The 14,086-nt window shown below is 58.9% G+C and carries 11 protein-coding genes; 6 read left to right on the forward strand and 5 right to left on the reverse strand.

All coding sequences use genetic code 11. The features are described 5' to 3' along the window. Positions 1–117 precede the first annotated feature (117 nt). Positions 118–2,076, forward strand: coding sequence for a C1 family peptidase (locus tag FHX06_RS18680; protein ID WP_183880413.1), 1,959 nt, complete (start codon positions 118–120; stop codon positions 2,074–2,076). Between the two features lie 99 nt (positions 2,077–2,175). Here FHX06_RS18680 and FHX06_RS18685 read toward each other — a convergent pair whose 3' ends face one another. Continuing rightward, positions 2,176–2,823, reverse strand: coding sequence for a TetR/AcrR family transcriptional regulator (locus FHX06_RS18685; protein ID WP_183880414.1), 648 nt, complete (start codon positions 2,821–2,823; stop codon positions 2,176–2,178). A 65-nt stretch (positions 2,824–2,888) separates the two neighbouring features. Between FHX06_RS18685 and FHX06_RS18690 the strand changes: the two genes are divergently transcribed. The 5 genes from FHX06_RS18690 (at position 2,889) to FHX06_RS18710 (ending at position 9,399) form a co-directional block, all read left to right on the forward strand. Beyond that, positions 2,889–4,049, forward strand: coding sequence for a serine hydrolase domain-containing protein (locus tag FHX06_RS18690; protein WP_183880415.1), 1,161 nt, complete (start codon positions 2,889–2,891; stop codon positions 4,047–4,049). A gap of 433 nt (positions 4,050–4,482) precedes the next feature. Then, positions 4,483–5,448 (forward strand): sugar-binding protein, encoded by a 966-nt coding sequence (locus FHX06_RS18695; protein WP_112542380.1) that lies wholly within the window; start codon positions 4,483–4,485, stop codon positions 5,446–5,448. A gap of 72 nt (positions 5,449–5,520) precedes the next feature. Beyond that, positions 5,521–7,062 (forward strand): sugar ABC transporter ATP-binding protein, encoded by a 1,542-nt coding sequence (locus tag FHX06_RS18700; RefSeq protein WP_183880416.1) that lies wholly within the window; start codon positions 5,521–5,523, stop codon positions 7,060–7,062. Between the two features lie 41 nt (positions 7,063–7,103). Then, a complete protein-coding gene (locus FHX06_RS18705; protein WP_112971584.1) occupies positions 7,104–8,129 on the forward strand; it encodes an ABC transporter permease in 1,026 nt (341 codons plus the stop codon). A 559-nt stretch (positions 8,130–8,688) separates the two neighbouring features. Continuing rightward, positions 8,689–9,399 (forward strand): phosphatase PAP2 family protein, encoded by a 711-nt coding sequence (locus FHX06_RS18710; RefSeq protein ID WP_183880417.1) that lies wholly within the window; start codon positions 8,689–8,691, stop codon positions 9,397–9,399. A gap of 3 nt (positions 9,400–9,402) precedes the next feature. On the opposite strand, the gene FHX06_RS18715 is transcribed toward FHX06_RS18710, so the two are convergent. From FHX06_RS18715 to FHX06_RS18730, 4 genes are all read right to left on the reverse strand, one after another. Further along, complete coding sequence (locus FHX06_RS18715; RefSeq protein ID WP_183880418.1) at positions 9,403–10,734, reverse strand: sensor histidine kinase; 1,332 nt, start codon at positions 10,732–10,734, stop codon at positions 9,403–9,405. Further along, complete coding sequence (locus tag FHX06_RS18720; RefSeq protein ID WP_112542385.1) at positions 10,731–11,390, reverse strand: response regulator; 660 nt, start codon at positions 11,388–11,390, stop codon at positions 10,731–10,733. The genes FHX06_RS18715 and FHX06_RS18720 overlap by 4 nt, the downstream gene beginning before the upstream one ends. Positions 11,391–11,611: 221 nt before the next feature. Then, positions 11,612–12,292 carry an outer membrane protein gene (locus tag FHX06_RS18725; protein ID WP_183880419.1) on the reverse strand — a complete coding sequence of 227 codons (681 nt, stop codon included), beginning with the start codon at positions 12,290–12,292 and terminating at the stop codon, positions 11,612–11,614. A 591-nt stretch (positions 12,293–12,883) separates the two neighbouring features. Then, the gene (locus tag FHX06_RS18730; protein ID WP_183880422.1) at positions 12,884–14,083 is read right to left on the reverse strand and encodes a mandelate racemase/muconate lactonizing enzyme family protein; all 1,200 of its coding nucleotides are present in this window, start codon (positions 14,081–14,083) and stop codon (positions 12,884–12,886) included. Between the last annotated feature and the right edge of the window lie 3 nt (positions 14,084–14,086).

The following is a 14,086-nucleotide window of genomic DNA, read 5'->3' on the forward strand; positions in this document are numbered from 1 at the left end:
TCGTCGCGGGACGACTGATAAATCGACGCGAAGAGCCCTGCGATCGGTCGATGCTGACGATCCCGACGGATCTGCTTTTCCTCTCATAATCACTCGTCTCAGCACCGGAGGTCCAGCATGCCAACGTCCAAGAAAGACCCAGCACGCACATTCGATGCGTTACCGGACACAATAGACTTTCGCGATACCATCTTCATACCTACGCTCGTCCGTGTTCCGGCGAAATCGGATCTGCAGGCATATCGTAACTTCAAGATCCCGATCCTGGATCAAGGGAGCGAGGGAGCGTGTACGGGGTTCGGTCTCGCGACCGTGGCGAATTACCTGCTGAGAGCAAGAGGCCAGAATCCAACCGCGGACGAAGTCAGCGCGTGGATGCTGTATGCGATGGCAAAGCGCTACGACGAATGGCCCGGCGAGAATTACAACGGCTCGAGCGCGCGCGGCGCGATGAAGGGCTGGTTCAAACATGGCCTCTGTGCTTACGCACTCTGGAAGGAGCGAGACCCTGACCCGACCCTCGAAGAAAAACGGTCGGCAGATGCTTTGGCCCGGCCGCTTGGAGCATATTTCCGGGTCAATCATAAAGACCTGGTGTCGATGCACGCCGCAATTTCCGAGACAGGGATATTATATGCCACCGCGCGCGTACACGACGGCTGGCAAGCGGTGAAGTCTGGCGACGAGAACATCGAGTACCGTCCCGGCGTGATCGGTGGACACGCCTTCGCCATCGTCGGTTTCGACAGGCGTGGTTTCTGGATCCAGAACAGCTGGGGCGGCAAATGGGGCACGGGCGGGCTCGCGAATCTCTCCTATGCCGACTGGCTTGCAAACGGCTCGGATGTCTGGGTCGCCGCTCTCGGTGCGCCCGTCGATCTTACCTCCTCCCTGGCGACCGCCAATATGCGTGCCAACGCGCCGCGAAGCTACGAGAGCCAGATCTACGCCGATCTGAGGCCGTACATCATAACCTCAAAGAACGACGGAGTTCTGGACGACAAGGGCACCTATGGTCTGACGTCGGATGGGTTGAAGACGCTCGTTACCGAGCGGATGCCCGCGGCGATGAAATCCTGGAAGCGGAAAAGGGTACTCTTGTACGCCCACGGTGGCCTCGTTGGTCAGGACGGCGCAATTCAAACGGTGTCGAGCAATCTCGCGCCGTTACTGCAGTCGCAGGTTTATCCTTTATCTTTCATCTGGCGTTCGGACGCGTGGACGACGATCGAGAACATTCTGCGCGATGCCGTCGGACGCCGCCGTGACGAGGACGTTCTCGACCGGGCCAAGGACTTCATGCTCGATCGGCTTGACGACACTCTCGAAGTGCTTGCGAGGAATCTGGGCGGGAAAGCTCTCTGGGACGAGATGAAGGAGAACGCGCTCCTGGCTACCAGCAACAAGAACGGCTCGGCAAGGCTCGTCGGTGATCACCTTATCGACCTGTATAAAGCTGGAACAATCGATGAGATTCACCTGGTCGGTCACAGCGCCGGATCGATATTCCACGCCCCGTTGGTCGAGAAGTTCGCCTCGGCGAAAGTCCCGATCAAAAGCTTGAACCTCTGGGCTCCGGCCTGCACGATCGAACTTTTCAAAAAGGCGTATCTTCCTGCAATAAAAAGCAAGGCGATCGAAGAGTTTGATCTCTATACACTGGACGACGCAACGGAACAGGATGACGACTGCGCCCAGATCTATCATAAGTCGCTGCTCTATCTCGTCAGCAACGCATTCGAAAAATCCCCGCACATCCCCGCCATACGGCCTGGAATTCCGTTGTTGGGCCTGGCGAAGGATGTGGACGCATCCCAGGCATCCATATTCGACGGAGACCGCCTCCGGTGGCTCCTTGCGCCAGGCGGCGCAAGCGACGCCAGACATCACGGCGATTTCGACAACGACAAGGCAACCTTGATGTCGACGTTACAGCGCATTCTCGGCACATCCGTATCTCGAGTGGCGGAGGATTCGCTCAGGAAGACCCGGTTCGCGTCGAACGTTCAAAAGAAGGAGTTCAGAAGGCAACTGGAGCGCAAGCTCGCCAGTGATGCTGCCGTCACAAAGTACTGAAGATGTTGTGGACCCAAAGTCGGCAATCGCACTCGGCCTGTCGGGCTGATTTGCTGGCATCGCGTGGGCGATGGGTACATAGCGGGTATCAACTCTTCTTCAGTTGGAATGGTAGCGGCCGAGTTCGTTCATGGCGTGCGTCACCATTTCCATCAGTTCCTCCGACGTGGCCCCGTCACGCGCCTGGACGGACATGCCCTGTACGATCGCGCCGAGAAAACGCGCCAATGACCTTGCATTCGTGTCGGGGCGAAGCTCCCCATCCGCTATTCCGCTCTCGATACGTGCTGTGAAGGCATCGAGCGTCTGCTGGCGAAGCGAGGACACATGATAGGCAATATCTTCGTTTTCGGAGGCACAGTTCAGCACGGCCGTGGAAATCATGCAGCCTTTCGGGTGATCGGGGGCCGTAAAGATCATCGCCGAATTTATCAGGAAACGTTCGAAGGCGGAAAACGTATCAATCTGTTCCCTCAACGGATTGCCCGGATAGGGCCGGGGCATACGGCGATATTGGTCAAGAGCCTCCCGGTAGAGGTCTGCCTTGGACTGAAACGCCGCATAGAGGCTTTGCGGCGTGATGCCCATGGATGCCGTGAGATCGGCGATCGACGAGCCGTCGTAACCATGCTCCCAGAAAACGTCGCGCGCCGCCGCAAGCACCGTCTCGCGATCGAAAGCGGGCGGGCGGCCACGCTTGCGTGCCGTAGATTCTTTATCGCTATCCTTATTTTTCACAACGATCACTCTAGAAATAAAAATCGGTTCAGGTTATTCAGGAACGACCATTGTGATATAGGAGGTTTGGTCACATGAGTCTCCCTCTCGAAACTGCTGTTGCAGACAATTCCCTGGCTGAAAGCCTCGACGCCGTCATCGATCACACGCTCTTCGAAAGGCGGCTCGTGGGTGCGGTCGTTCTCGTTGCTCGGCATGGCGAACTTGTCTACCACCGCGCTGCCGGCCTGGCCGACCGCGAGGCGAACCGCGCCATGACCGAGGATACGATCTTCCGCCTGGCATCGGTAACGAAGCCGATCGTTGCGATTGCAGCCATGCGTCTAGTCGAACAGGGGCTAATCGAACTGGACGATCCGGTGACGAGATGGCTGCCGGATTTCCGGCCGCGTCTCGCGGACGGCAACGAACCGGTGATCCTTATCCGCGATCTCCTGACGCATACGGCGGGTCTGACCTACGGGTTCACGGAGGAAAATGGCCCCTATGTTCGTGCTGGCGTTTCCGACGGGCTGGCGGAGCCCGGTCTGTCTCTGGCCGAAAACCTCCGGCGTATCGCAAGCGCGCCCCTGCTCTTCACGCCGGGCACAAACTGGCAATATTCGCTGTCGATGGACGTCATCGGCGGTGTCATCGAAAAGCAAACCGGCACGAGGCTTGGCGAGGCGATCGAAAGGCTTGTGACCGGCCCGCTTGGGCTACGCGACACCGCGTTCCACATTACTGACCGCGAGAGACTGGCGGCGGCCTATAAGAACGCCTCACCCGAGCCTGAGCGCATGGGAGCGGAAGCATCCGTCGTGGCATTGACCGGAACGGTGAAGTTCGCGCCAGACCGCATCTTCGATCCCGAGTCCTATCATTCCGGCGGTGCCGGCATGGCAGGGACGGCGCATGAGGTGCTCGCGATACTGGAGACAATCCGTAAAGGCGGGGCACCGCTTCTTTCCAAGGAGACGGTGGACCTCATGACCCGCGACCAGGCGCACGGCGTGCGCCAGCCGCTGGACCCCGGGATCGGCTTCGGTTTCGGATGGGCCGTGGTCACCGATCCCGTCGCCGCGCAGGTACCATGGTCAAAGGGCACCTATCGCTGGGGCGGAGTTTATGGTCACAGCTGGTTCGTGGATCCACAGAAGGAACTGACGGTCGTAGCGCTGACCAATACTGCACTGGAAGGCATGTGGGGGCAGTTCACCGTCGACCTGCGCAATACCATTTACGGCGCCCTCTGATCTCGTATCCGCTCTAGCGAACACGAGAAGCCCTTGCGCTGGTCCGATTGACTCGCGCAATTCGGGGATTGCAGCAAAACAGCAATTCGGACACGCACCTGCCTCGGTGGAATTGCACTGGGCGCCGGCGGCGCGCTGCCGGCGGACTGGCCGTTGGTTGCGAGGATATCGAGTGATGGCGAGTTCCCCTGAAAAAGGAACAAGCGGTCGCGGGGCAGCAGGTACAACTTCTCCATCGAACTGCTATGCCGAAGCTCCTGCGACTCCCACTAATATTACTATTTACTAATTGAGATTCTGGTATACCGTCGGAGGGCGATCGGCACCCATGCCAGACGTCGCCTTGCGACAGGCCCTTGGAGGGGGCGCGCGCATTCGGCCGACCGTAAGTCGCGAACGGGCCCTCGCAATTGCGGCCTTCGGGAGGAGTATTATGAAACAAATGAAACGCAAGAATGCTGCCTTGTTTTTCGCCGGGTTGATGCTGAGCGTGGTGCCTTTGGCTGCATCCCACGCCGCCGACAAGCCGACGCTCGCATTCGTCGTCAACGGAGCGTCCGACTTCTGGAAAGCCGCCGAGGCGGGGGTGAAAAAGGCGCAGAGCGAAATGCCTGATTACACCATGGAACTCAAATATCCTGAGCAGGCGGCCGTCGCCATTCAGCAGCGCCTGATGGAAGATCTCGTCAGTGCTGGCGTCAAGGGGATCATGGTTTCCGCCGTCGATCCCAAGACCCAGACGGACGGCCTCAACAAAATCGGCTCGCAGACGGCTCTCTTCACCACCGACAGCGACGCACCGAAGACCAATCGCGTCGCCTATATCGGCTCCTCGAACGTTGATGCCGGCAAGCAGGCCGCCGAAATCGCCAAGAAGGCGATGCCGGACGGCGGCAAATGCATGGGCTTCGTCGGCCTGCTGGGTGCCGATAATGCTCGCGAACGCATCGAAGGCATGAAGGAGGGGCTCAAGGGCACCAAGATCGAGCTTGTGGACGTTCGCGGGGACGACATCGACCAGACCCGTGCCAAGAAGAACGTTGAGGATGCGCTGGTCGCCAGCCCCGATCTCACCTGCATGGTAGGCTTCTATTCCTACAACACGCCACGCATCTATGAGGCGCTTCGTGACGCAGGCAAGCTTGGCCAGATCACCGTCGTCGGCTTTGATGACGACCCGATTACACTTGGGGGCGTCAAGGAGGGCACGATCGCCGCTACCGTCGTCCAGCAGCCGTTCGAATGGGCCTATCAGGGCATGAAACTGATGGCCGCCTACCTCAAGGGCGACAAGTCCGGCGTTCCTGCCGACGGCCTGATCATTATCCCCACGGTCATCATCGGCAAGGATGACGTGGACAAATATGCCGCCAACCTGAAGGCCATGGCCGGAAAATGAACCGGCTTCGCGGCAGCGGCCCTCGCCGCTGCCGCTGAATACGTTGACATTACCAGCAGTCATGGGCAGGCGATGAATCATAGCAGCGACATCCCGTCACCGGGCGTGCCCTCAACGCCGTTCCTTTCGCTTTCCGGAGTTGGCAAGACCTATCCAGGCGTCGTCGCACTCGAGGGTCTTTCACTGGACATCGCGCCAGGCGAGGTCATCGGCCTTGTCGGCGAAAACGGGGCCGGAAAATCGACGTTGATGAAGATCCTCGGCGGCGTGATTGCCCCCGACCGGGGAAGGATCCTGCTCGACGGGACAGAGCTTCGTCACCTCACTGTGGAATCGAGCATCTCGTCCGGCATCGCCTTCGTGCATCAGGAACTCAATCTCTTTGAGAATCTCGATGTCGCCGCCAATATCTTCCTCGGGCGCGAACCGCTGAAGGCGGGACCTTTCAAGCTCGTCGATCGCGATCGATTAAGGGAGATGGTGAAGCCGCTTCTGAAGCGCGTGGGCGCGCATTTCTCCGCCGACACGCCAGTCGCATCGCTCTCGCTCGCCGAGCAGCAGATGGTGGAAATTGCCAAGGCGCTATCCATCAACGCAAGGCTGGTGATCTTCGACGAACCAACATCCAGCCTTCCGTTGGCGGAAACCGAACGGCTGCTCAATATCATCAAGTTGCTGAAGGCGGATGGCATCAGTGTGATTTTCATCTCGCATCGCCTCCACGAGGTTGAGCGCGTCGCCGACCGGGTTGTAGTCCTGCGCGATGGTGCACTTGTCGGCACGCTCGCAAAAAAGGACATTGGTCACGATCAGATGGTCAAGCTGATGATCGGCCGGGCGCTTGCGGCCCGTACGGCAAAGCCGCAGCGCTCGCCTGGATCAGTTGCGCTGAAAGCAAGCGGCGTGCGTACTGCGGCCTATCCCAGTCGCCCCGTCGATCTTGAAATGAGGTATGGAGAAATCCTCGGGCTTGCCGGCCTCGTCGGGTCTGGCCGCACCGAGCTCGCAAGGGTGCTCTTCGGCATAGACCGCAGTTACGGCGGAGCTATTGTGCAGGACCGAGAAGAAATCGTGCTTCGTTCCGCCCGGGACGCCGTTGCTCGCGGTATTTTCCTGGTCCCGGAGGATCGCAAGCGTAACGGCATACTTCTTGATTTCCCAATCGCCCAGAACATAACCCTTGCCGACCTTCCCGCGCTCGCCAGCCGCTTCATGCTTTCGGCCGAGCGGGAGATTGCGGCGGCCGAAAAGCAGCGCGCTCGCCTCGGCATCAAGGCGCCCTCTGTTTCGACACGAACCGGCACTTTGTCGGGCGGCAATCAGCAAAAGGTGGTGCTTGCCAAATGGCTGTCGATGAGCCCGAAGGTGATGATCTTCGACGAGCCGACACGTGGCATCGATATCGGCGCGAAGAACGAGATTTACGGACTTATGCGGGCGCTTGCCGATGCCGGAGTTGCGATTCTGATGATCTCCAGCGACATGGAAGAGGTGATCGGCGTTTCCGACCGCATTGCCGTCATGCATGAAGGCCAGATCGCCGGCATCCTCGATGAGGATGAGTTCAGTCAGGAAAGCGTGCTTTTGCTTGCTGTCGGTAAAAGCGTAAAATAGCAGCCGCGACAATATAATCAGGTATCGGGAATGGTTCTCGCATGGTCAAAAAAGATCTTGGACTGCTGCTTCTCATCGTCGTCGTCGGTATCGTCGTCGCCATCATCAATCCGCGCTTCCTGCTGCCGATCAACCTGGCGAATACCGCCAACCTGATCGGCCTGTTTGGCATCCTGTCGATCGGCCAGGCCTACGTCATCATTACAGGAGGCATCGAACTTTCCGTCGGCTCGCTCGTAGCCCTTCTCGGGGTGCTGTTTGTCGATTTCGTCGCTGTCCAGGACATGCCATGGATGCTGGCGCTACCACTCATTCTCGTGCTCGGCGCGGGTATAGGTGCCATCCACGGCTTGCTGATCACCCGGCTGAACCTGCAGCCCTTCGTCGTCACCCTCTGCGGCCTTCTTATCTATCGCGGTGCAGCGCGCTTCTATACGGCCGACGGAACGGCGGGCTTTGCGTTCGGTCAGAACTTCCCAGACCTCGAATTTCTGACGGCCGGACGGTTCTATGGCGTTCCCAACACCTTCATTGCGCTTGTCATCATTTCCGTGGTCATGTGGGTGATATTGCATCGCTCAATCTTTGGGCGCTATCTCTACGCGATCGGCAAGAACGAGGAAGCGGCCCGCTATTCCGGTATCCGCACCGGCCGGATGGTAATGTCGGCCTATGTCATCTGCGGGCTGCTGACGGCGCTTTCTGCGATCTATTTCGCCATGTATACGCGCTCGATCTCGCCGGCGAGCCATGGCCAGTTCTATGAACTCTACGCGATTGCCGCTGCTGTACTCGGCGGCTTTTCGCTCCGCGGCGGCGAGGGATCGATCGTCGGCGTCGTGCTCGGAACGGTCCTGCTCCAGGAGTTGCAGAACCTCGTTAATCTGCTCGGCATCCCGTCTTCGCTAAATTTCGCCGTCATGGGTGGTGTTATCCTCATTGGCGTTCTCATCGACCAACAATGGCACGCAATCCGCGCACAGCGGCGCCTTGTGTCAGCAGCCAGGCAGACCGAGGCCCGTGTTCCGGACGAAGGCACAGTGCCGGTAGTTGCCAGTCAGGACTAGGCCTCCTTGCCGGCAAGAACCGGCTTGCAAGGGTTGAGCTGATCTATGACGGCGGCGATATCGTCCGCCCAAAGCTGCAGCTCAGTGGAATACCCACGTCAAGGAGCACCGATCCGCCATGGCCGCGCAGGCCGAGGCAACGAGGCGGGAATTCTCTGCACGCGTGCTCTCATACCGGCTTCCAGCAAAGATGCTCTGTGGCCATCATCGTGCCCTCCCGTCAGCATCACACCAGCGAGAAATTCTTGGCGTGAACGGCCGACGTCCCCTTCCCTCCACTCAAATTTCTCAAGCCGGGAAAATCGCCTTCAGGCTGTTGTCAGTCTGATCGGCTATCGAACTTCGCAGTGGAGTGATGTTCCTGATCACCCCTCTTGCCGAGATTACCCACGGAAGTTCGATTACAATGAGCGTACAAGCCACCGACGTCCCCGCGATATCCAAAAGGTCTGCCTTGCTCTTCGTCGCTCTCGTTGCGGCAACAGACCGAATTCTGGGACGCGCACGAAAGCGCTTGCGGGCAGGTTACCGGAGATTTTTTGCCAGCCAGGTCCAGGTCGTGCCATCGCGCAGAGCGCTCCTGGAGAGACCCACCTTCATACTTCTCGTCTTTTTCCTGGCGTCGCTCGTGACCATGAACGAGGCCGATCTCGCCCTCGGTGTCTGGATGCAATCCGTCCCGAAACAATTGCACGGCATTATCAACTGGCTGAGCGATCTCGGGACAGGTCAGCTCATCCTGACCGTCACGGGCGTCATATTGCTTTCTCGCATAGTGATGCCTATCGGCGGTTTGTGCCGCTCGACGGTCCGCAAAGTAAATGCCGCAACCGCGATTACCGCCTTCCTGTTCCTGTCTGTAGCGGGCGCAGGTATTGCAAGCGCCTTGGCCAAGAACATCGTGGGGCGGGCGCGGCCAGAACTGCTTGCTGTCGACGGACCGTTCTATTTCAAACCCTTCGCTTTCAATTCAGAATTCGCCGCTTTCCCGTCCGGCCATTCCGCAACTGCGGGCGCGATGGCAATGTCGGTCGCATTGACGTTTCCGGCGCTCCGCCCCTTCGTTGTCGCAATTGGCGTTGCGATCTGCCTCTCCCGTCAGATGATAGGCGCACACTGGGCAAGCGATACGATCATGGGCTGGGCAGTCGGCGCCGCATTCACGCTTTGGCTCGCCCACCAGTTTGCCCGCAGACAACTCGTCTTCAGCTACGCGAACGATGGGCGGCTTCTGCCCCTGTCCTGGCGTCGCGACGCTGTTCGGGCCTGACGGTCATTCAGGCAAAAAGATGCGGGCCTCGAACCCCTCAGAACGGCCGCTCGCCGGCGATCGAAGTTCCAATACGCCTCCCATTTGTCGGACGATCGTATCGGCGATGGAGAGCCCCAGACCAGCGCCCCTGGCTGACGTCGCCCCTCTGCGAAACCGGACTTTCAGCCCATCCAGATCGGCCGCAGATAGTAGCGCGCAATCATTGGAGATGCTGATGCTGCCGTCGCTGTTTACCGATACGTCGATTATGCCGGTGGGGCGTCCGTGGAGGATGGCATTCTCAATGAGGTTGCTGACCACAATGCCGAAAGCATCTACATCGACGGCTCGCATGAGGGGATCTGCCGCCGGGCTGTAGGCGAGACGGTGCTCTATCGCTGGACTGCGGCGATAGTCGCGGACGATCAGGTCAAGCACCTGGCGAAGATCGCTCGTCGCAGCCGTCTGCCCGAGACCGGCGTCAGCTCGGGCAAGCTGGAGAAGCTTTTCCGACGTGCGCCCGAGCTTTAAGAGCGCCGCCTCGATATTGCGTGCACGCGCCTTCATGACCTCATCCGGCAACTCGGCGAGAAGTCTTTGCGTCTGTGCAAGCGCGCCAGCCACGGGCGTGCGAAGCTCGTGAGCACTGTTGGTGGCGAACTGCCGTTCCGCGGCTATCGCCGCCCGCACGCGCTGCAAGAGCAGGTTCACCGACTGGGCGATCGGTTTCAGTTCCCGGGGTACGGTCTCGGTCTCGACAGGCGACAGGTTGCCACTGCCCTTTTTTGAGATCGCCTCACGCAGCTTGTTGATCGGATCGACGGCTTTGCTAGTAATCCACATCATCAGGAGAAAACTGAGCGGAAGCAGGATGGCGAGCGGGATGAGCATCGTCACCGCGCTCTCCCGCACCGCCTCACGCCGCTGGCCGAACCGGTCCGCCGTCTGCAGGAAGAGAGAGCCATCCGCGCTCATTGCCGTATAAAATCGATACTTTTCCGTGTCGTGGAAACCAACGGTCAGGGGGACATCGAATGGCTCGAGCGGTGCGTCTTTCGAATGAAAGACAACCGCTCCGTCCCTGCCGCGAACCTGGTAGACAAGATATTCCTTTTTGGACGGGGTCGATGGCGCGCGATGCGCTTGCTCTCCCTCCTGAACATTCGGCAGTTGTCCCTCTTCCACGATCGCCAGCAATCGTTCGGTCGTCTCCTCGAGCGCATTGTCGAAGATCTCGTCGAATTCCGACCGCATCACCGAGATCCCAAGCCCGATGGCACCAAGCCAGAACAGCACCAGCACGCCTGTGAGCGCGGCTATAAGAGGTCGGACGATGCTTCGATCTCTTCTCATTCGACCGCCAGCATGTAGCCGAGCCCTCGGGCGGTCCTGATTTTCTCCATTCCGATCTTCTTGCGCAATCTGCTGATATACACCTGCACTGTGTTGCTTTCGACCTCCTCACCGAAAGCATAAAGGGCGTCCTCGATCCGTTTCAGGGTAACGAGTTTTCCCGGACGTTCGACAAGCAGATCGAGCAACGCCCACTCGCGCGGAGTCAACTGAACGTCCTGTCCGCCAACGCTGATGGAGTGCGACGATCTCTCGATCACGATATCCGCAACCTCGATGGTATTTCGCCGACGTCCCTCGTAGCGACGACGAACGGCAAGGATTCGCGCTTCGAGTTCGTCGAGGTTGAACGGCTTGATCAGATAATCGTCCGCACCCGCGTTAAGTCCGGCGATGCGGTCTGATATTTGATCTTTGGCGGTGAGGACAATCACTGGAGCCTCCCCGCCCCGCGCCCGAAAATATTCCAGGAAGACCAGACCATTGCCGTCCGGAAGATGCAGATCAAGGAGAACGAGCCCGTATTCGAATGACCTGCTTGCAGCTTCTGCATCGACAACCGTGCGGACCCAGTCCGTCGCGTAACCGGCCGTATTCGTGTGATCGCGAACCGCCTCACCGATAATCTCGTCGTCTTCGACCAGGAGAATACGCACAATCCGTCCCTTGCGACCTAGTGGCTGGTTGCACCGTTGTTAGCTTGGCCCAGCAGCCGTCCCGAGGATAAAGCCAACAGGACCATATCGTGCCGATGCACCATACGGCCAGATGCTTTTCCGATCTCGGATCGGCTATCGCGAAACCGCCGACCCGATGATTGCGACTGATGGGATGGGCAGCAACGGCGTCAGGTATCAGCGCTTATCGCTTGCGACGATCACCAGTGGTAGGAAATACCGACATTGACCGCGTTGGTGACGATGTTCGTCTTCAGGCGGTCGCCACTATCGATCGGAACATCGACGCGCGAATAGGTGCCCTTGTATTCCACGAAGGTCGACCAGTTGTCGGTGACGCGGAAGTCGACGCCGGCCTGCGCCTGGAAGGTTACGCCGCCGAATTCGTAGTCGAAGGTCGTGCCCTGGGGACGGGTGACTTCGACATGCGGAATGTTCACGCCGACGCCGGCGCCAAGATAGGGGGTCCAGCGGCGAGCCGGGTCCTTGAAGCGATAGAGGCCGTTGACCGTCAGGAGATTCAGGCCGTCGGTGAATTCGAAATGCGTCCAGCCCGGCGAACGCGCCATGGTCTCGTCGTCGGCATAGACCTTGTCATGGGTATAGTCGAGAGACACGCCCCAGTTCGGCAGGTTGAAATCGCCCAGCCACCAGGTGACGCGACCGCCGTAGTAAGGCGGGCTGCCGAACGACTTGCCTTCCCAGCCGGCGCTGAAGGAAGTGCCATCGGAAACATCGATATGGCTATGCGGCGCCGTCTGGTAACCGCCATAGATGGAAAATTCCAGATCTTCAGCCGAAGCCGTGCCGGCCATCGATGCGAGAGCGCAAAAGGCGATACCTGCCAGAAGCGAGGCCGAGCGTTTGAATTCAAGTCTCATAGGATACCTTCTGCTTTGATCCCTCAACTGCGCTGAGCCTTCTAAACGCTGGCCGAACCAGAAATTTGCAGACGAGCCCACCCGGCGATCGAACTGCATTTCCATGAGCCCGATACCGCATCAACGGCGAGACTGTTCGGTCACTCCGTTCCGAGTTGATGAATGGAGATTGGCGCGCCTTCCCCAGCCCACTACGCGTCGAAAAAGCTTTAGCGATGATTCCTGACAATAAGCTGAAAGCGCAGCGGCAGGATCGCACCGTGCCCCTCAAAACCAAGGACGCAGCCGTTTCCAGGCAATAGCTTTCCATGCCGATCCCAGGATTGCCCCGGCATTGGTATGCGCCGACTTGAAGTGTAGGAAATTACCTAAGATTCAGGGCTTACGAGACATTCAACGTATCGGTGAGATCAATCGCATCTTCGGCGGCGGGGTCAGCGGAGCCGCAAGAGGTCGCCGCGGTTGTACCCAATAGTGACAAGTGGCCCTGAAAATCGAAGCCCTCATCCCAGTTTACAGTTCGACACCACTTATTTCGACAGGCGACAGCACCTGGCGCCTGACAATATCGCACGGCATGTGGAGGGAGGTTCAGTCGAAAAAGCCCGCATCCTCTTCGCTGAGATATTTCCTGGCTCCTTCGGCGTCGATATCGAGGCCCAGCCCGGGCGCTTCCAGCAGGTCCACCATGCTGTCCTTCACTATCTGAGCCGGCAAGCCGATGACCAGATCCTCCCACCAAGGGTCGGAGGCGCTTGGATACTCGAATGCGACGTAATTTGCGGGCAAGGTCGCGCAGACATTGATCAACGCGCCGAGGCCTAGCAGACCGTTGGCTGTGCCGTGCGGTGCCATAAGGATTGAATGCATGTAGGCGTGCTCGGCGATCCATTTGAGCTCGGCGATACCGCCAATATCGGCGGGATCGGGGCCGATGACGCGTACCGCCTGCGTCTCAATCAACTCCTTGAAATTGTGCCGCAGGTAGATCTGCTCACCAGTATGAATTGGTGTCGAGGTAGAGGTCGTCAGCTCACGATAGGCCTGCGGATTGACCCATGGCACATAGTCACCAGTCAGCATGTCCTCCAGCCACATCAGATTGTACTTCTCTACTGCGCGAGCGAACTTGATCGCATCGGGCAGCATCCAGCCCGGACCGCAGTCGAGCGCCAGGCTGACCTTATCGCCCAGCACTTCCTTCATTGCGATCACGCAGTCGAGCATGTGATTGAAACCGCGCTCGCTGATCACGCCCTGATCCATGGCACCGTGGTAGCCGGCCTTCTTCTGCGTCACGCCATAATGGAAACCCTCGATCGTGTCCTTCATGTTGGAGTGGAACGAGATTCCTTGCTTCACCATGAAGAAATTCTGCGGCTGCTCCATCATCCATTTGACGTCAGCAGCGTAATCCTCGGGCCGGTCGCCCGTGCGTTTCTGGCGGATCGAGCCGTTGTAGACACGCACCTTGTCGCGCACCTTGCCGCCGAGCAGCTTGTAGGTCGGCACCCCCGCAGCCTTGCCGGCAATGTCCCACAGTGCATGCTCGATAGCGCTGACTGCCGCGCCATACGGCTTGAAAGAGCCGCGTTGGCGGATCTTCAGCATCACTCTCTCGACGTCAGTCGGATCTTCGCCGATCAGCGCCTCGCGGAAATGCAGGACGAAGGGCTTGAGGTAGGACTTGGTAAATTCGACTTCGCCCAGGCCATAGAGGCCCTCGTCGGTTACGATGCGGACGATCGGGTGTTTGCCGATGACGGCGCAACGGAGATCGGTGATCTTCATCTT

Origin of the sequence: Rhizobium sp. BK512 (assembly GCF_014194915.1) — a bacterium.
GTDB lineage: Bacteria > Pseudomonadota > Alphaproteobacteria > Rhizobiales > Rhizobiaceae > Rhizobium.